Origin of the sequence: Endozoicomonas sp. OPT23 (assembly GCF_009653635.1) — a bacterium.
Classification (GTDB): domain Bacteria; phylum Pseudomonadota; class Gammaproteobacteria; order Pseudomonadales; family Endozoicomonadaceae; genus Endozoicomonas_A.
In genome coordinates this window covers 208,761-227,081 of sequence record NZ_PPFD01000002.1, presented here as the reverse complement: position 1 = coordinate 227,081, position 18,321 = coordinate 208,761, and the positions used below count along the sequence as shown (strand labels likewise).

Here is an 18,321-nt window from a genome sequence, read left to right as displayed (position 1 = left end):
AAAACGACTACCAGACACTTCAGTGATGAAAATAGCTTTCAATGGGGGTTCACTCTATATCGGTCAGTATTCCCTATAGTTGAGTGGTCTAATCGTTAGACCCTTTAATTTTTAATATATGAGGTCGTCAGTAAAAACCATTTTTAAAAAATGACAGGTTTGAGAAGAAAGCATTCGGGTATTTTTCATTACCCAAACTGACAGAGCCTACAAAACGATCTTCTTCTAATGGAAACGCTAACTCAAGCCGTCCGGATAATCCTTCCGGAATAGATTGGGTAGATTGCCACTCAAAACTCAGATAACCGTATTTACCCACTTTTTCACAACTGCTGGTCACCGTGTTGCTGCTTTCAGGCTTAATCATCACCAGATAGCTGGTGTCATTAGCCAGGTCATTAACTGTCAGCATGCCAAGGTTGGAAACATCGTTTTTCAGCAAGTCGACCTGAAGACCATAAGGGCCTGTCTGTTGGCTCTCAAAGCGTCCGGATTTATTCAAGGTGCACTCGGAAGCCGCAGCGGAGGAAATAGAAGAGGATAAAAGAGCTCCTGCCATCAAGCTGGCAAGCCCCACTGTCTTACAACAGGTTTGGAAAAAATCCGTTTTCATTATCGACCCTTATCGTTATTTTATTTTTGAGTCATAACTTATCCTATGCCTGTAAGAGTCCAGCCTGCAATGTTTTTATGAGGAATAACTCAAATTCGCAATACACGACATTTTATTTATTTTCCAACATAGAGTAGACACAAATAGTCGAACACTAGATTGTCCTTTACCCGCTGCAAACGGGGAAAGGACATATTCATTCATACTTCCGAGTATCTACATCACTCACCGATTAAAATTAATTTTCCTGTCTTCGGATCTTTATACACCTGGCCTATCGGCTCATAACCATCACCTGACTGCTTAATACCTTCCGGTATAGAAGGCAGCTCTCGCCCTTGAGTGATCTCTTTCTGAACCTTGAATCGTTCCTGCAGTTCCGGACTCAAGGCAATCAGTGCAGCAATCAATCCACAGGAAAAGACCAGCATAATATCCATCAGACTGGCCATAGGCCCCATGGGCTCAGCTTCTTCCTGATCGAACCTGCTTGATCTCCAGTGATCACTCATAGCAAGCCTCACGATTATCCAGCTCGGTTTCCATTTCATAGAGCAGCCGGTCGTACCAGCGACGACGAAAACGTCCGAGAATAAAGCCGGTAATACCTGCCAGCAGCCCCATGATGGTGGTGTCGAAAGCTACCGTCATGGCGGTTGTCAGAATTCTAAGCTCGCCATCACCCAGAGCTGCAAGTCCTGGCCCCAAAGGTATCAAGGTTCCCATCAGCCCCAGCATTGGAGCAATTCGGGTGATCAGGTCGGCTCTTTCTATACGACGTTTACCCTGCTGCTCAGCAAGATAAAGGTCACCTCTTTCTGCCAGCTGCCGTAATCCTCCGAACCGCTCACCAATGGCCTGACCGGTTTCCCAGATACAAAGACCCAGCATAAATAACAAAGCCCAAACCACGGGTTCCAGCAGGGAGCCAGTAATGGTGTGCATTGTTTCAATAGAAAAAGACGACAGCATTATTTTGCTCCCCTTCGGCCACGAATGATTCCGGCTGACAGCAGCAGGAAAACGATAATAAGCAGATACCAGGTATTCTGATCCGTCTCATTTTCTACTGGCTGTTCTACAGAGCGACTCTCTTTGTTCTCTGTGCTTTCAACTTCTTTAGACTGTTCCTGAACATCATCGGTATCCAGTTTGATTTCCTGTATACGGCTGACAGAAGTATCAACAGCAGGCTGCGCTATTTCAGGTAGACGACTGGCTTCCAACAGACGGGTTAACTCTGTTCGAGTTCCATCATCGAGCAATGGCATAATCTGCTGGTAAACCGGATGGTTCGGATGAGTATGGCCACTTCCGGGAATGCCGTTTTCAATAATGCTCTTTGCAAACTCATTAGACAGCTCTCGCAGAGTCTCAGGGTCAGCCTGCCAGAAGCCTTTACCTGCAGCCACCAGCATCACTGCCATAATATTGGTTCGAACCTGGTTGTTATGGCCTGATTCCAGAAATTGATCCAGCCCCAGTTCAAGTTTGTCATCCAGATAGACAGCTTTTACCTCATCCCAAACCCAGGATTTAACAATTTCCGGACTGGTTACCTGCCAACCCCATAGGTATTCCACAAATTCACTGCCCATGGTTCTTGCACCAGCATAACCTTCATCCATCAATGGCTTGATCCACTGAGGATTGAGAAAACGGCCCCGTAGTTCTCCCATCAAAGCAGATTCCAGCGGATCAAGGCGAATGTCGTCTGTTCGGGCGTGCTGAATCACGTAGCTGTCCGGCGCTTTGCCCGATACGGTTTCCACCGCCAGATTCAGGCCACCCAGATAATCAAAAGCATCATTGTTATCAATCAAACCATAGAGGTTACTGGCTCGCCCAAGATAGGTTTGCCCTACCTGCTCAAGCTGTCGTACAAAATCATCCTGAGCACTGATGGCTGTGCTTGAACCGCCTTCGGAACTGGTCATCCCATAGGCATGCCCCATACGTTTAACAAAAGCATCACCCAGCTCTTTGCGTTCCTGCCAACTGCCGGAACGTTCAACCAGTCTGTTGATACCCGCACCGTAACTGCCTGGCGCCGTACCAAAGATACGCAAACTGGCTCTTCGACCAATGTTTTCATGTTCTGACTCAGGTAATGCTGTTAACAGCTGTCGTGCTTCATTTACCCAGTTATTGGCAACTCTGTTGACTGTCAGCGATTCAGAGCTTTCGTGATTACCTTCACCCAGCGGTTTCAAAGCATCGGTTAAAGCAGACGACAATGCCGGATAATCTTTTCGGATGGTTTCGCCACTGCCTGCCAGCGCAAGAAGAATGGACTGATCCAGCCATTCCAGTTGCTGACCGTATAAATCCCTGAACAGTCCGGACGTTGTAAACAACACATCCAAACGTTGTTTGCGTTTGTCATCCAGATCTATACGCTCAATACCCTGTACTATGCCGCGACTGTTCCAGACAGGTTTGATACCAAGAAGATCCATACCAAAGGCAATCATGGCACCCTCATCCCTGACAGCGTCCGATGCCCAGAGAATCACACCCTGCTTCTTATCAAATTCGGTCGCCGGGTTTTCCCTGACCTTTTCTGCCAGTTCGACACCCACCTTATGCCCGATAGTTGTTGGCAACAGACTGCCATCCAGAGCATGGAAGTTCCTGCCTGTTGGCAGGGCTTCAGGCGTTTTAACCGGATCATTACCCTTGCCCGGTGCGACAAAACCACCCTCAAGAGCATTCATAAGACTGCTCATTTCAGCTTCAGGGGATTCAATCAGCGCCTTTCGCCATTGATTAACTTTGGCATAATCATCTTCCTGCTTCATGGAAGCCAACATAGTATCGACTGCTTCTTCATCCCAGTCCCGTCCAAAGACATGCAGACCCAGCGGCATAAAGCTTTCCTGAATTTTAGTCAGGTAGTGGCCAACTTCATGAAGCAGGAAATCATCCTCTACCTGATCGAAATCAATACCCCGAACTTTTAACTCTTCATCCATGCTGGCAATCAGTTCATCACGCAAGCCAGTGGCATCTATCTGCTCACGAATGGATTTCACCGCCAGTTTTCGGGTTGCATCGTCAGAGGCAGCCTCTGCACTTTCTATTAACTGCCTTAATGACAGAAGATCGTCGTACAGATCAGTAACAGCCAGCGGTGGTGTCAGGTGATCAATCATAACGGCCAATCCACGGCGTTTGGCCTGAATGCCTTCACCGACGCCATCAACAATATAGGGATAAATAGACGGAAGGTCGCCCACCATCTGCTGTGGATAGTCGTCGGCGCCAAGCCCGACACTGCGTCTTGGCAGAAACTCATAGGTCGAGTGACGACCTACATGGATCAGGGCATCCGCAGAAAAGACGTTCTTCAGGTAGTAATAAAAACCCATGTACTGGTGCGGTGGCGGAAAGGACATATTCGCGTGCAGCAGTTCTTCATTAAGCTCCCAGCCCCTTGGTGGTTGAGGCCCAAGAAAGACCTTACCGAACTGAAGTCCGGGAATTAGCATACGGCTTTCCCAGACCATGCTTCTACCAGGCGCTGCTCCCCAGCCTCTTAAACCCTCAATATTCATTTCAACAATAGCTTTCACAAGCTTTGAGGCTTGAGTCAGGTACTGTGTGTTCTGCCTAGAAGCAGGATTAGCCAACACTTTCCCGTAGCTGGTTTCCAATTGATGCAGTAACGCAAGAGCTCTACGTCGCTTATCCTGTACTCGAACACCGTCCAGCACGTGCTCTAAATCAGTGAGAGTACTTTCAACCAGCCCTTTCAGAACTTTCTGCGTCTGTAGATTCCCTGCCAATTCAGGCTGGGCGACGATGGTCTGAAAACGACTGTGCAAATACCCCAGCGGCCCATCGACCATTTCCTGCTGAATGCTGTCTGGCAGAGTGGCAAACCACTGCTGGTACTCTTCTGTGGAAACACCGGCTATTTTTGGCGCCATTGCTTCAAGGGCCTTCCTGTCCTGAGGCAGGTTTACCCCTTTTTCCTGCAGCAGATCGAGCAGAGCTTCAGGGCTTTTTGGTAAATCGCCAGTGTCATAACCTTCAGCCTTTAGCGACTGTAATATTTCAAACAGGCTTTCAGGCACATTAAGGTTATCAGCACCTATGTTGTGTCTTCCTGGAGGGTGGTTGTAGTAGATAACGCCTATGCGTTTCTCGAAATTATCCGTCGTTTTCAGCTTCATCCAGCTTTTGATTCTGGCCAGCTGCTGCTCTACCTGATCGTTCTGAGGCTGGGTTCGAACGATTCTTACGCCAGTCAATGAATCCACGGATGCCGGAGAAGCCAGCGCCAAAACCATTGGCTGGCTGATACCCTGAATTTCCGGCATAGCGACACGGTAGTGAACCGAATCAGTAGCAATACCCTGTCGTGATAGCTGCCATTGAACTGGTGTCATTTCTATCTGGCGAATACCTTTAAACACCGGAACATTAAACGACTGAAACAGTTGAGTAACCGGTTCACGAGCCTCACCACCGCCGATCACAAAATCCTGCAGTGACAGTACGACCCAAGGCGCTTTCTTTGGTGCCAGCTCTTTTATTTTCTCAACAGCATTAACACTGGCCTGCCCCCATTCAGCTAACAAGCTGATGCATTGAAGCTCGCTTTCTTTGCAGAGTGCCTGATGCAAATCCCAATCTCCGGGGCGGTCACCGGAGTCCTGATCAAGGATGAACAAAGTGGATTTATTACGATCAATAGACTGAGACAGTTGATCAAACTTCACAGATTTAGTGTTGAGATACAGACGAACTGACTCTCTTTCTACAGGCTCTCTTATCTCACCAGTTGCCAGAAAACGCCAGAGCGAACCAAGGTTCTCCTTGCCTCTTCCTGTCCAGTAAGCTCTGGCCTGAAGCCAGCGTTCAAATTCTGGAAATACATTCTGTTGTACTAACAACTGCAAAGAAGAGTTTTTAAGCAGCTCATTCAACTGTTTTGGCGAGAGAGCAGAAAAGTCTCCTTCTGCATCCAGGTTATTCAGTGCATACAAACGTCGGTCGCTGCTCAACACCAGCCGCTTCTGTCGCTCGGGATAGGCAGCAGCTAATAAACGCTCAACGGGTTCACCAAACACAGCTGCAATCAACAGACTATCCGTTTGCTGTAGCTGTTTACCAAGTTGTTCATCGGTCATCTCATTGATCTGGGAAACACTGCGTATCTGAATATTCTGACTCGTGTTTTTTTCCAGAAAGGCATGGGCACCCGACGCTAGGTCCGCTGCCGAACGATCTGAAACGATAGCAAAGAGCTCTGAAGCAAAAGCTGGCCGGACAACCGCAAGAAACAGGAATAGAAATAAGACCGACAGCCTTTTCAGGCATCGCGCAAATAATGACTCGGAACACTGCCCTGGGCAGGATTGAAAATGGGTTGTCATGCAGACCTCGGAAACAGACTCTACACGCATCAACAGAGATAACAGCAGTCTATGGTCAACAGATTATTGACCGAGAAGCAGCTATTCAGGATCACCCCGCCTGACACGCCAGTTGTTCAGGCCGGTCTCCGGGCTTGAAAGCTGACAATGTCTTCTTTAAAGGTTTGATTAAACGACTACGCTTAACCATAGCTACTTAAAGAGAGTACTGTCTGAGTACTTCACCTTCCCACAATCAATTAATTGCAGTGGCTATAAAAAGTACTCGCTTTTCGTACCGTTGCGGGGGCAGCTCAGGATTTAAACCTGATTCCCGATTATCGTTCTTACAAAACTGCAAGAACGCACCTGAAAACGAGCTGGGAGAGTACACAAGAGTAAAATCAGTAACAAGTAGAAGCACTTACAAGCTTCTTCCAAAGCTTAAAAAAGCTGCTACTATCCCTCAGCCCTGCCAGCTCAACGGAATAAAGCCATGTTTTCGATCAAGCCTGTAGACCAGAATTCAGCCGCAAGTATTCAGCAAAAAATAGACGGTAAACTCAAGCCACCCGGTTCACTGGGCCAGCTTGAGCAGATTGCGCTGCAGGTTGCGCTGGTCCAACCCTCTGAACAGCTGGCTATTAACAATCCATCACTGCTTCTGTTCGCTGGCGACCATGGTATTAGCAGTCAGGGTGTCAGCGTTGCACCAAGTGACGTTACTTCCCTGATGGTGTCCTGCTTTTTAAACGGTGGCGCCGCTATAAACAGTCTCTGTAATACTAACGCTCTTTCATTGCGAGTGGTTGATGCGGGCATCAAACAGGAACTCCCTGATCATCCAAAGTTGATCAAGCAGCGTTTAGGCAATGGCACTGAGGACTTCTCTGAAACCTCAGCCATGTCTCGGGAAAACGTTCAAAGAGGTCTGCAACTGGGCGCATCACAAATTGACGTTCTGCACAGCGAAGGCTGCAACACTGTCGCCTTTGGTGAAATGGGCATTGGTAACACCTCTGCTGCTGCCGCTATTCTATGTGCTCTCACTGACTGTAAAACAGCAGATGTCGTCGGACGGGGTTCCGGTATTAACGATGAGCAGCTGGCTCGCAAAAAGGAGCTGATCGACAAGGCAATATCTCTGCATAAAGACAATCTCGTTACACCAGAAGAAATTATGGCCGCTGTCGGTGGCTTTGAGATTGTTCAAACCGTTGGCGCTATGCTGAAAGCCGCTGAACGTGGCATGCTGATACTGGTGGATGGCTTTATTATTACCGCTGCTGCCATGCTGGCCGTTCGTATGCACCCTGCTGCCCGTGACTTTATGATTTTCTGTCATCAGTCTAATGAGCATGGCCACCCAATAATGCTTGATGAACTAAATGCAGAGCCACTGCTCAACCTTGGCATGCGATTGGGTGAAGGTACTGGCGCCGCTCTGGCACTGCCCATCATTCGGTCAGCCTGTGATTTTTATAACAATATGGCCAGTTTTGAAGACCTGGGAATCAGCTTATAAAGGCTGAAAAATACAATGATTGAATTAATACTCGGCGGAGCCCGCTCAGGAAAAAGTCGCCTTGCAGAGAAAACAGCCGCTGCGTCTGGCCTGAAGGTTATCTATATCGCCACTGCGACTGTCTATGACGATGAAATGGCTGATCGGGTAGAACATCACAAACAACAACGTCCTGATCACTGGCCGGTGGTTGAGGAGACTATTGAGCTGGCAAAAGTGTTGGAACAACACTCATCGCCTGATCATTGCCTACTGGTTGATTGCCTGACCCTCTGGCTGACTAACCTGCTGTGCAGTGAAGACAAGGGAATTTTTCAGAAGCAGCGACACGCTCTGCTGGAATGTCTGCCGAAATTAAAGGGCAAAGTACTTTTTGTTTCTAATGAAGTAGGTATGGGCGTTGTTCCTATGGGGGAACTCACACGACAATTTTGTGATGAATCAGGTCGTTTACATCAGGATATTGCCGAACTGGCAGACAAAGTCACGCTTACAGTAGCTGGTTTACCTCACGTTCTTAAGGAACAGTCCTGAAATAAATTTCTGTTTCTAATGTTGCTTTTTCCCTTTGCTATGCAAAGGGGAAAGTAAATCGGGAAGTTATTTTGGGACTACTCCTAAGGGCTAAGGTTGAGAGTTAAGAATAGAGGTTAAAACAGACATGACCGACAAAAAAACAGATATGACAGAAGACGAACGCCACCAGCAGAAAATGGCCAAACACAAAGCCAAGGTGGATGCAGCCATTGAGCGAGCTCAGGAAGAACGTGGTGTGGTTATTGTTCTGACCGGAAACGGTAAGGGCAAAAGCAGCTCTGGCTTTGGCACTGTGATTCGTACTTTAGGCCATGGTTTTAATGCAGGACTGGTGCAATTTATTAAAGGCACCTGGGAATGTGGCGAAGCCAATATTCTGTCAAAGCTGGATAATCTTCAGCATGAAGTAATGGGCTCTGGTTTTACCTGGGAAACCCAGAATAAACAGCGTGACCAGCAGGCATTCGATGAAGTCTGGCCAAAAGCGGTTGCCATGCTTCAAAACGACGACCTTCGCACGGTTATGTTCGACGAAATCACTTATATGCTGGCTTACGGTCATCTGGAGTGGAATGACCTGAAAGAAGCGCTGGAGAACCGCCCAAAACACCAGAATGTTATTCTGACCGGTCGTGGTGCGCCCACTGCTCTGCGAGAATACGCCGACACTGTGACTGAAATGAAAATGGTGAAGCATGCGTTCAAGGCCGGTGTTAAAGCGCAAGCCGGTATTGAGTGGTAAACAATACTTTGCCTGACTTTTTGTTTGATTTGTTATTCTCACCAGCCATTCAGCTGACTATTGCTCTGCTGCTCGATCAGCGGTTTGGTGAGCTTAATCGCTGGCACCCGCTGATTGGTTTTGGCCGTTATGTGAAATGGCTGGAGCAGAAGCTTTATCCTGTAAAGAACAGTTCTGATGGCAAAAAGCTGGTTTCTGGAAGCCTTGCAGCGTTAATAGCTTTGTTGCCTGTCTATCTACTTGTGACTTTTGTCGCTGAACTTCCTGCGATTGGCTGGCTACTGGAAGTCTTTATTCTCTATCTGGTCATTGGCAAGCGAAGCCTTGCAGAGCACGGTGGCTATGTTTCCACAGCTCTAAAGAACGGTGATCTGGAAGAAGCCAGAACCAAAGTAGGCTGGCTGGTCAGTCGCCAGACAGATTCATTAAAACCGCCCGAGATTATTCGAGCCACCATAGAATCGGTTCTGGAAAACGGAAACGATGCGGTATTTGGTGCCGTATTCTGGTTTATTGTTGCTGGCGCTCCCGGTGCAGTGATCTATCGAATGGTAAACACACTGGATGCCATGTGGGGCTATAAAAACGACAAATACCTCTTCTTTGGTCGTTTTGCCGCTCGCAGTGATGACCTTCTGAATCTAATACCTGCCCAACTCTGTGCACTGACTTATGCTCTGTTCGGCAATACAAAGCGAGCTGTTCACTGCTGGTTTTCACAGGGACATACCTACAAAAGCTTTAATGGTGGCGCCGTTATGGCCAGTGGTGCAGGCAGCCTGAACATTATTCTGGGTGGTTCGGCGGTATATCACGGGCAAGTGTCACAAGGTATTCAACTGGGAGAAGGTAGTTTTCCCGAGACAGAGGATATCGACAGGGCAACAGCACTGGTTAATAAAGGTATCTGGCTTTGGGCTGTTATCTTCCTGTTAACTTCTCTGACTTCATTTTATTTCCACTAAACTCTTCTCTTTATGACAGTTGATACAAACACGACAGGTTTATTAAACCACGGCGGCAAGCTGAACCAGGTTGCTGAGCAGTATGATATTCCTGCTGAACAGTGGCTTGATCTTTCAACGGGTGTGAATCCTCGTTGCTACCCCGTCAAAGATATTCCTGTAAGAGCATGGAACCGGCTGCCTGAAGATGATGATGGGTTAGTTGAAGCGGCTTGTGACTATTACCAGACCACCAGTCTACTGCCAGTTGCTGGCACTCAGGCCGCTATTCAAGCTTTACCGTTGTTGATTAAAGCCCATTCGCCCAACCTGAAAACGGTAGCTTTACCCGACGTAGGTTATAGAGAACATGCCAACGCCTGGCGGAAGAATGGTTTTGAGGTTGTCAGCTATCACAACGAACCTTCCTGTGAGTTAATCAACTCAGTTGATATTCTGCTGGTGATCAACCCTAACAACCCCACTACTTTCAGAAACAGTGCTGATTCACTGCTGAAATGGCATCAAGCGCTACAGCAACAAAATGGATTATTGATTATTGATGAAGCCTTTATGGATTCGGACACAGAGCAGAGTATCAGCCACTTATCACCATTAGATAATCTGATTGTTTTACGATCTGTAGGGAAGTTCTTTGGGCTGGCCGGTATTCGTGCAGGTTTTGTACTGGCAGAGCCGCATTTATTAAATCAATTGCAAACCATTATTGGCCCATGGACGCTTTCAGGACCAGCCAGAGAAATCTGTAAGCAGGCTTTGTCTGACAACAGTTGGCAGGAAAACAATCGACAGTTTCTACACTATGCCAGCCAGCGACTATCCAAGCTGTTAAGTCGTTATTTCGGTAAGGTTCACACTGCTGCGATGTTTGTGACGGTAAAAACGAATAGAGCTGAAGTGCTGCATAACGCTCTATGTGAGAAAGCCATTTTTACTCGTTTGCTGGATGAGAAGGATGGCCTTCGTTTTGGACTGCCAGACAGGGAAACTGACTGGCAACAGCTGTCTGAAGCTCTTTATAGACTCAAACTAATACTCATACAATAAAGAGCGCTGTAAATAGAAATAGACTGGCTTCCGTCAGCTCTATCACACCACCGGCAACATCGCCGGTGAAGCCACCCAACCGCTCAACACTCTGTTTTCTTAGCCAATACCAAAATAATCCTGTTATCAACAGTGGCAACAAGAGCGCCTGACCTGCCAATAACAGCGGTATTGTTACGCACAATAAAACTATAAACTCACAGGCAGGCTTTTGTGCAAACTCAACAAAGGCCTTTCCCATACCATTAGGGCGAACATAGTCTGTTGTTTTAAATAAAGCGACACCCGCTGTACGACTTAACAGCGGAATTAAAATAATTATCAGCCACTGGGAAGCCATTACCATTGCAGTGACAGCGGCCGCCTTCAGCAGTAACAGAATAACCATAATAAACACGGCCATGGGACCACAAGCCGGGTCTTTCATTATTTCCAGTGTTCGGTCTTTATCACCGAGACCACCAACCCAGGCATCGGCACAGTCAGCCAGGCCATCCAGGTGCAGCCCACCCGTTAAGACCACCAAAAGTGAAAAAGTCACCAGACCGACTAAAACATCACGAAGAACGGAGGCTTCACCACTCCAGTAAATGAGAAATTCAGAAAGAAGGTAGCCGGACAGAGCTGAAACAATCCCTATCAACAATCCTGCCAGAGGTAGATAGTAAAGCACACGCCCCATATCACCTTCTTTTATGCTCTGCAGTTGTCGGGTGGGCAGTCGGGTAAAAAAGCCCAAAGCCAAAGCAATTGAGCGACCGTGAGCGTTTAGCGTGCTATCTGTTGTTTCATCACTCAATCGAATAGTTCCTGCGATTCATAAAAAGCATTCGTGGCCATGATTGACCGTCTTCATCCAGATAGACTTCAAAACCGGTAAGGCTGGCATGATCAATAGCAAGCCGACTCATAGCATGGCCTGCTTTAACATCCATCGCCAGAATATAGGCAATAACCTGTCTGATAACACCAGAGTGGGTGACTAGTAATATTCGTTTTTCCTGATGGTCACTAAGAAGCTGCTGCCAGGCTTGAGTAATTCGCTGAATAAACGCCTGAATAGATTCAGCCCGTGGCGGTTTACAATTCCAGGGATCAGACCAGAAGTTTTGAAGAGCTTCAGGAAAATTCTGATGAATGAATTGATAGCTCATTCCATCCCAATCACCAAAAGACATTTCCTGAAAGCAGGGGATTATCTCCAAGGGCAGCTTTTGCTGTTGGGAAAACTCATCAGCAAATTCAGCACAGCGTTTAAGAGGGGAGCTGACGACCAGGTCGTAGTTCTCGGGAGCAGACATAGCCTGACGCATTTGCTGCCAGCCCTTGGCTGTCAGCAATGCGTCGGTTTGACCGGAAAGACAACCGTCGTTTTCCGGCTGGCCGTGGCGTAGCAGGTCGATTCGGGTTGTCGTTTCCTGGGTCATGGTTAGGCCGTTAGAGTTGTGGGGTCCAGATGAAGGTTACAAATGTGCCGCGTGGTTCAGCCGTGTAGCCCTTTGCAGTCTGATAAGACTTATCAAGAGCATTAACCAATTTCACTTCAACCTTCAACTCGTTATCAAACTTATAAGCGCTTCTAAAATCTACAGTGGCGAAGCCAGCAAGTTCTTGAGTGTTACTACTGTTCGTGTAGGAGTCACTCTGAGCTCTTAAAGTACCACCTACAGACAACTTACCAAACGCTCGGTCAGCATCAAAAGCAAACTGTTGTTTAGCTCGTTTAGCTAACACCTTATCAGTTTCAGTATCCTTAGGGTCCACTAGTGAGTATGAAGTATTCAAAGTCCATTCTTTGATATGCACACTTAGAGATAATTCAAGTCCACGAATTTTTGCTTTATTAATATTGGTAGGAGTATTAAAACCATCAGAGCCTGGTTCTGTTGCAATTAAGTCTTCTATATTGTTTTCGAACAGTACGGCAGACCAGTTAAATAAGCCTGTTTTACCACGTAATTCCAGATCGTAGTTATCCGCTTTCTCTGGCTTTACATCTGGGTTACCCACATATTTATAGCCAGAAGGGTATGTTGTTTTTGGGAAATACAGATCATTAAAAGTAGGTGCTCTAAATGCTTTACCATAGGAAGCAATCACACGCATATTCCTTGGCAACTCAATTCCAAAAGAAACATTACCCGTGAGGTTTGAGCCATATACTTCACTTTTATCTGATCTCAGGGAGATCAGAAAATCACTTGAATCAAAAGACGACTGGTTCTGTACAAATGCAGCATAGTTATAGCGAGAGTTTTCTTTTTTACCAGATTTATTTTCAAATTTGTCTGTTGTATCAATTTTATCTTTGTAATAGTCGACACCAGCTGTGAGCATCTGGTTATCAGCCCAAAAAATATCATTCAGCAAAGATGCAGATATTCTGCTTGTACCAAAAAGATCATCTTTTCGACCAGAAATATAGTCTGTTGCTTCATTATTTGAATAACCTGCATCAAATCTTGAGGTTACAAGATCATTAATAGGCAATGATGCATGAAGGCTTAAAATACTGGCTTTAAACTGCTGGTGATAATAGTCCGTAGTACTATTGTCGAATTCATTCTTACCTTGTCTATGAGAAGCTTTAACTCCAACTTCCAGACCAAAATCATACTCATGAGAGAGACTGGCATTTATAGATTTATTCCGGTACGCATCATCATCCAGATTAGCTCCTTTCTGAGAAATATAGCCATCCTTGTTGGAAAAGTTATAACCTGCTGTTTCAAAAAGGTTTGCCCCTACGAAAAACTTTGTTTTATCTACTGTTCCACCGTAGCTAACGCCAAGTTCGTTTGTTTTACGGCTACCAGTGCCTGCTCGGACTCTGAGAGATGGTTTACCCAGACCATTACGGGTAAAAATCTGAATAACACCACCTAAAGCATCAGCACCGTACAAACTTGACCTAGGCCCTCTAACCACCTCAATTTTTTCAATCTGATCTGGATCTAGGTATTGAAAACTTGCTTCACCACTGGTGGCACTATTAATTCGCTGCCCATCAACAAGAACCAAAGTCTGTCTTGATACTGTTCCTCGTATAGAAACCGATGATCTTGAACCTGGCCCACCATTGGTTGTCACACTGACTCCCGGAACAGTAGACAACAGTTCAGTCACGGACGTAGCCTGCTTACGCTCAATATCCTGACGAGTAATAACAGTCACCGGAGCCAGTGTTTCATCAATGCTCTGGGCTGTTCTGGAAGCAGTAACAACAACACTATCCAGTTTAATAGCTTCTTCAGCCTGCGCCATGCCTGCAGCGGCACTGATAACAGCAGCCGTTACAATAGCCAGAGGGTGTTTAGAAAATGTACGTCTATTTTCGCTCACGGTTTAAGCCTTCTCATCCGAGTGTGTTTTATTGTTGGTGACTGCCTCTTCACGGGCATTTCTTACTGATTGGAATATCTGGCACACCTGCTCTGCAGCTTCCAACAACCTGGGTGTGGGTCTGGAAATCAGGTCGGCCGGTACGGTGTAGATCTGTTGTCGTTTAACAGCGGTCAGGCTGGAAAATTGCTGCCAGTATTCTCGCAGCGAATCACGGTTACTTTTCTGATGTTCAGAACCCAGAATGACTTCCGGATTACGGGCAAACAGCACTTCCTTACTCACTGTTGGAACAAGAACTACTGCTTCCGAGAAAATATTATGGCCACCGCAAAGCTTTATGGTTTTGCTGATCAGCTGGTCGCCATTGATGGTCAATAGAGGATCGCGCCAGACTTCATAGAAAACAGTCACAGTCTCTTTTGAGCTGTATTTTTCGTTTAATGCCGACAACCTTTTATTGAACTGTTTGATTGATTTCTGCGCTGCTTTTTCTGTACCTGCGAGAATAGCGAGTTTCTGTATGGCAGAGCCGATTTGATCAAACTCTTTGGCATCAAGATGCAGAGTATTAAGCCCCAAGGCTTCTATCTTGCGAATAACCCGATCACTGCTGCCACTGCTCCAAACCACTATGAGGTCAGGCTGCATACCCAGAATCGCTTCGACATTAACGCTTTTATGACCACCAACACTGGGGAGCTTTTTTACCGAAAGCGGATAGTTGCTGTTTTTATCCACAGCAATCACAAATTGGCCTGCACCTGCTGCAAACAGTAGCTCGGTTGAACCAGGGGAAAGGCTGATAATTTTTCGAGCGGGCTTATCGAGACAAAGTGTTCTTTTACTGTCGTCCAGCACGCACACAGGTTTTCTCTGACCCGCTTGAACAGTCGCTGTCAGTAACAGAAGTATTGCGCTGAGCAGAAAGAAACGTCTCACCCTGAAATCTCTGATTAAGTTTTCTTCAGGGCGTTAAACGGCACCGGACAACGTCCGGAAAAAGGAGAGAGTATCCCCAACCGCCAGGTTACCCGCCCGGTCTATGGTGGCTTTGCAAGGCAGGTATCCTGACTTCGGCGTCATCGTTCATCAACAACCTTCCCGACGCTATATGCATCAAGTATGGAGACAGATGTTATAGAATTATTATTGGTTATTTGCCCGCCGCAGGCGGGCAAATAACCATGAAAACTCTTCTGTCTGTCTACTTACCATGCACTGGTCAGTGGTAATACGCTGTGAACTCTTCCGTTACAGTTGCGGGTACAGTCCGGGATTTTCATCCGGTTCCCTCCTGCTTGTGTATAAAACAAACAGGCTGACAGGGCTTGCCCTGTCAGGTCACTTGCAAAGAGGCGGATATAATAAACGAGGGGGAATATCAAAGCACTAATCTTTTGCGCTAAGGATATACCCTGAGTCTTATTCAGATTTGTTTACGGAAGATGCCTGCCACAAGACTTCACCTTCATTCTGCCGTGCACAGTGCCGTGACAGAACATACATAACATCTGAAAGGCGGTTGAGAAACGTCATCAATGGCGCATTAATTTCAGCACCAGACTCTTTCAGTACAATCACACAGCGTTCTGCCCGTCGGGATACCGTACGAACCATATGACTATGACAGGCTGACTCACCTCCACCAGGGAGGGTAAAGTTTTTCAGAGAAGGCAGAGGTTCGTTGAGTTCATCAATCAGGGTTTCCAGTGCCTGAGTATGTTCTGCCTGAACCAGTTGGTAGCCCGGCATAGCCAGCTCGCCGCCAACATCAAACAATCGGTGTTGAATGTCAAACACTTGCTGATACTGGCTTTCAGATAAATCACCGAATTTTTTCAGGGAGTGCAGAAGCATGCCCATCCAGCTGTTGAGCTCATCAACGGTGCCGATGGCTTCGATACGAGGGTCGGTCTTGGATACTTTTTCACCACCGGCAATACTGGTCGTGCCTTTATCACCAGTACGGGTGTAGATCTTGGTCAGGCGATAGCCTTTACGTTCTTTGGTCATTGCGGTTATTGCCCGAGCTTGTTTTTCTATTTTGAAAGACTCGGGCAAGAATAGCAGATCAGGCAGCAGAGCCTACAGCAGCAGGTTTTTTGGACATACTATTTCGAGACACCTTGCTAGCCAAAATCTGAAGCTCACGACGACCTACTTCCATCTCTTTTTCGAGCACCTGAATCTGGCTAAGCTGGTTCTCACAAGCTCGGGCGCCGAAAGCAGAATAGATAGTGAATGCGTAAGCGATGATAGCCCCACCCAGTGAAGCGACCAGGTTTACATTTGCCCCCAGCACAATCCCCGATGCCAGAAGGGCTGAGCCAACACTGCAGCTGACACAGGCGATTACGTAATGATAATTCTTTGAACGACCGATGAAGGAGGAGATCTTCATCAAAGAATTAATATTTTTGCCAATAGAATTAATTGCAAACTGGGTATGGTTCATCTTCTAGCTTCCTGCTACCTCCAGTCGTATCTTTTTTGTTGTCAGTGACACAACTGGTATTTCGTGAAGTTAAACAATCGACACCTGTCGGATTATTATGGGCGCAATAATGTCATGATGTTCAACTAGGGTATAGCCTGTAATCTTCAGATATTGATTAAATTCATAATTTTATTCATGTTCAGGTTCTGCTCGACAGCATCCGCCATACGATCAATGCCTTCTTCTTTCAGGCTTCGATAATCTGTCTCGGATTTATGTTTTTTACCTGCCCAGACTAAAATCTCTTCACAAGCTTCAGCCGTTTCAAATATCCCGTGAAGATAAGAGCCAAAAATTTGCTCATCAGCAGACAGCACACCATCAACGTCATCACTGCCTTCTAACAGTCTTATTAAAGGCTGTTCTAATGCTGTACCGCTTGTCTCACCAGCATGTATTTCATAACCGGTAACCGTCACTGGTTGTTTGCCCGGAAAGGTCAGTTTGCCCTTTACTTGCTTCAGGGTTTTCTTTCGAACCATCGTTGTCTCAAAGTCCAGATACCCTAAACCCGATGAACTGCCACTTTCGCTCTCAATACCTTCAGGGTCATGTATAAACTGCCCCAGCATCTGGTAGCCACCACAGACCCCCATTAGTTTGCCGCCATAGCGAAGATGCTTTTGAATGTCCTCGTCCCAACCGTTTTCACGGAGGAAGTTCAGGTCAGTCCGGGTATTCTTGGTGCCAGGTATAATAATGAGATCACAGGCGGGAATAGGCTGCCCCTTTCTGACCAATTGCAGGTTTACATCGGGATGAAGCCTTAACGGGTCGAAGTCTGTGTGATTGCTGACTCTTGTCAGAATCGGCACGGCAACATTGAGAATATTATTGTCGGACTGTTTTACCTGTTGAGATTCAACCGCGTCTTCTGCTTCCAGATGCAGGCCATGAAGGTAAGGAAGAACACCCAGTACTGGCTTTCCGGTTGTTTCTTCCAGCCAGTCGAGGCCTGACTCAAGCAGTTTGATATCACCACGAAAACGGTTAATTACAAAGCCAGCAACTCGATTCTGTTCAGACTCTGACAACAACTTAAGCGTGCCGTATAAATGAGCGAAGACACCGCCTTTATCGATGTCGGCAATAATGATCACCGGGCAGTCTGCTTTTTCGGCAAAACCCATATTGGCAATATCACGATCCCTGAGATTGATCTCTGCCGGGCTGCCTGCCCCCTCTACCAACACGCTGTCGTATTGATCAGTAAGCCGCTGCCAGGATTCCAGCACAGCTTTCATCACTCTGGGTTTGTATTCGTGATAGGAAACAGCATTCATCTCACCAATAGCTTGCCCCTGAACAATCACTTGGGCACCAACGTCTGTATTTGGTTTTAACAGAACCGGGTTCATATCCGTATGAGGCTCTAAACCCGCTGCTTCTGCCTGTAAAGCCTGAGCCCGGCCAATCTCACCGCCATCCTGAGTAACAGCACTGTTCAACGCCATATTCTGTGGTTTAAACGGCGCAACAGAAATACCACGCCGCTTGAACACACGGCACAAGCCTGTCACCAGAGCACTCTTTCCGGCATCACTGGTGGTTCCCTGCACCATCAGGGTCTTACTGGTCTTTGAAAATGTCATTGGCACTGTTCTTGGGTTTGTTTTTCCTGGGTTTGCTCATAAATGGATACCAGATAAAAGCTGGCGTAGTGAATAGTGATCAGAGGCTATTTGCA

16 protein-coding genes and 2 riboswitches are annotated in these 18,321 nt (G+C 46.7%); of the genes, 5 read left to right on the top strand and 11 right to left on the bottom strand.

The window, feature by feature from the left end; translation table 11 throughout:
- Nucleotides 1-127: 127 nt before the first annotated feature.
- The 4 genes from EOPP23_RS02855 to EOPP23_RS02840 form a co-directional block, all read right to left on the bottom strand.
- Entirely contained in the window at nucleotides 128-613 is a 486-nt protein-coding gene (locus EOPP23_RS02855; RefSeq protein WP_153764477.1) for a hypothetical protein, read from the bottom strand.
- Nucleotides 614-834: 221 nt separating this feature from the next.
- Nucleotides 835-1,125, bottom strand: a complete 291-nt coding sequence (locus EOPP23_RS02850) for a hypothetical protein (protein WP_153764476.1) — start codon at nucleotides 1,123-1,125, stop codon at nucleotides 835-837.
- Entirely contained in the window at nucleotides 1,118-1,585 is a 468-nt protein-coding gene (locus EOPP23_RS02845; protein WP_153764475.1) for a MotA/TolQ/ExbB proton channel family protein, read from the bottom strand. Before EOPP23_RS02845 ends, EOPP23_RS02850 begins: the two co-directional genes overlap by 8 nt.
- Entirely contained in the window at nucleotides 1,585-5,997 is a 4,413-nt protein-coding gene (locus tag EOPP23_RS02840; RefSeq protein ID WP_153764474.1) for a cobaltochelatase subunit CobN, read from the bottom strand. Before EOPP23_RS02840 ends, EOPP23_RS02845 begins: the two co-directional genes overlap by 1 nt.
- A gap of 101 nt (nucleotides 5,998-6,098) precedes the next feature.
- A riboswitch (cobalamin riboswitch) is annotated at nucleotides 6,099-6,364 on the bottom strand.
- A 108-nt stretch (nucleotides 6,365-6,472) separates the two neighbouring features.
- Here EOPP23_RS02840 and cobT point away from each other — a divergent pair.
- The 5 genes from cobT (at nucleotide 6,473) to cobD (ending at nucleotide 10,792) form a co-directional block, all read left to right on the top strand.
- Nucleotides 6,473-7,501: a nicotinate-nucleotide--dimethylbenzimidazole phosphoribosyltransferase gene (gene cobT / locus EOPP23_RS02835; RefSeq protein ID WP_153764473.1), complete on the top strand. Its 1,029-nt coding sequence runs from the start codon at nucleotides 6,473-6,475 to the stop codon at nucleotides 7,499-7,501.
- A gap of 15 nt (nucleotides 7,502-7,516) precedes the next feature.
- Nucleotides 7,517-8,035, top strand: a complete 519-nt coding sequence (cobU, locus tag EOPP23_RS02830; RefSeq protein WP_153764472.1) for a bifunctional adenosylcobinamide kinase/adenosylcobinamide-phosphate guanylyltransferase — start codon at nucleotides 7,517-7,519, stop codon at nucleotides 8,033-8,035.
- Nucleotides 8,036-8,162: 127 nt separating this feature from the next.
- A complete protein-coding gene (gene cobO, locus EOPP23_RS02825; protein ID WP_153764471.1) occupies nucleotides 8,163-8,780 on the top strand; it encodes a cob(I)yrinic acid a,c-diamide adenosyltransferase in 618 nt (205 codons plus the stop codon).
- The gene (gene cbiB / locus EOPP23_RS02820) at nucleotides 8,774-9,745 is read left to right on the top strand and encodes an adenosylcobinamide-phosphate synthase CbiB (RefSeq protein WP_370514594.1); all 972 of its coding nucleotides are present in this window, start codon (nucleotides 8,774-8,776) and stop codon (nucleotides 9,743-9,745) included. Before cobO ends, cbiB begins: the two co-directional genes overlap by 7 nt.
- Before the next feature lie 12 nt (nucleotides 9,746-9,757).
- Nucleotides 9,758-10,792, top strand: a complete 1,035-nt coding sequence (cobD, locus tag EOPP23_RS02815; protein ID WP_153764470.1) for a threonine-phosphate decarboxylase CobD — start codon at nucleotides 9,758-9,760, stop codon at nucleotides 10,790-10,792.
- Here cobD and cobS read toward each other — a convergent pair.
- From cobS to EOPP23_RS02780, 7 genes are all read right to left on the bottom strand, one after another.
- Nucleotides 10,782-11,591 carry an adenosylcobinamide-GDP ribazoletransferase gene (gene cobS / locus EOPP23_RS02810; RefSeq protein ID WP_153764469.1) on the bottom strand — a complete coding sequence of 270 codons (810 nt, stop codon included), beginning with the start codon at nucleotides 11,589-11,591 and terminating at the stop codon, nucleotides 10,782-10,784. The genes cobD and cobS overlap by 11 nt on opposite strands.
- Nucleotides 11,584-12,219 (bottom strand): histidine phosphatase family protein, encoded by a 636-nt coding sequence (locus tag EOPP23_RS02805; RefSeq protein WP_153764468.1) that lies wholly within the window; start codon nucleotides 12,217-12,219, stop codon nucleotides 11,584-11,586. Before EOPP23_RS02805 ends, cobS begins: the two co-directional genes overlap by 8 nt.
- Before the next feature lie 10 nt (nucleotides 12,220-12,229).
- Nucleotides 12,230-14,134, bottom strand: coding sequence for a TonB-dependent receptor domain-containing protein (locus tag EOPP23_RS02800; protein WP_153764467.1), 1,905 nt, complete (start codon nucleotides 14,132-14,134; stop codon nucleotides 12,230-12,232).
- Between the two features lie 3 nt (nucleotides 14,135-14,137).
- The gene (locus EOPP23_RS02795) at nucleotides 14,138-15,076 is read right to left on the bottom strand and encodes a cobalamin-binding protein (protein WP_153764466.1); all 939 of its coding nucleotides are present in this window, start codon (nucleotides 15,074-15,076) and stop codon (nucleotides 14,138-14,140) included.
- Nucleotides 15,077-15,176: 100 nt separating this feature from the next.
- A riboswitch (cobalamin riboswitch) is annotated at nucleotides 15,177-15,488 on the bottom strand.
- Nucleotides 15,489-15,559: 71 nt separating this feature from the next.
- Entirely contained in the window at nucleotides 15,560-16,150 is a 591-nt protein-coding gene (locus tag EOPP23_RS02790) for a cob(I)yrinic acid a,c-diamide adenosyltransferase (RefSeq protein WP_153764465.1), read from the bottom strand.
- A gap of 58 nt (nucleotides 16,151-16,208) precedes the next feature.
- Nucleotides 16,209-16,592 (bottom strand): hypothetical protein, encoded by a 384-nt coding sequence (locus tag EOPP23_RS02785; protein ID WP_153764464.1) that lies wholly within the window; start codon nucleotides 16,590-16,592, stop codon nucleotides 16,209-16,211.
- Nucleotides 16,593-16,738: 146 nt separating this feature from the next.
- Nucleotides 16,739-18,226, bottom strand: coding sequence for a cobyric acid synthase (locus EOPP23_RS02780; RefSeq protein WP_153764463.1), 1,488 nt, complete (start codon nucleotides 18,224-18,226; stop codon nucleotides 16,739-16,741).
- Between the last annotated feature and the right edge of the window lie 95 nt (nucleotides 18,227-18,321).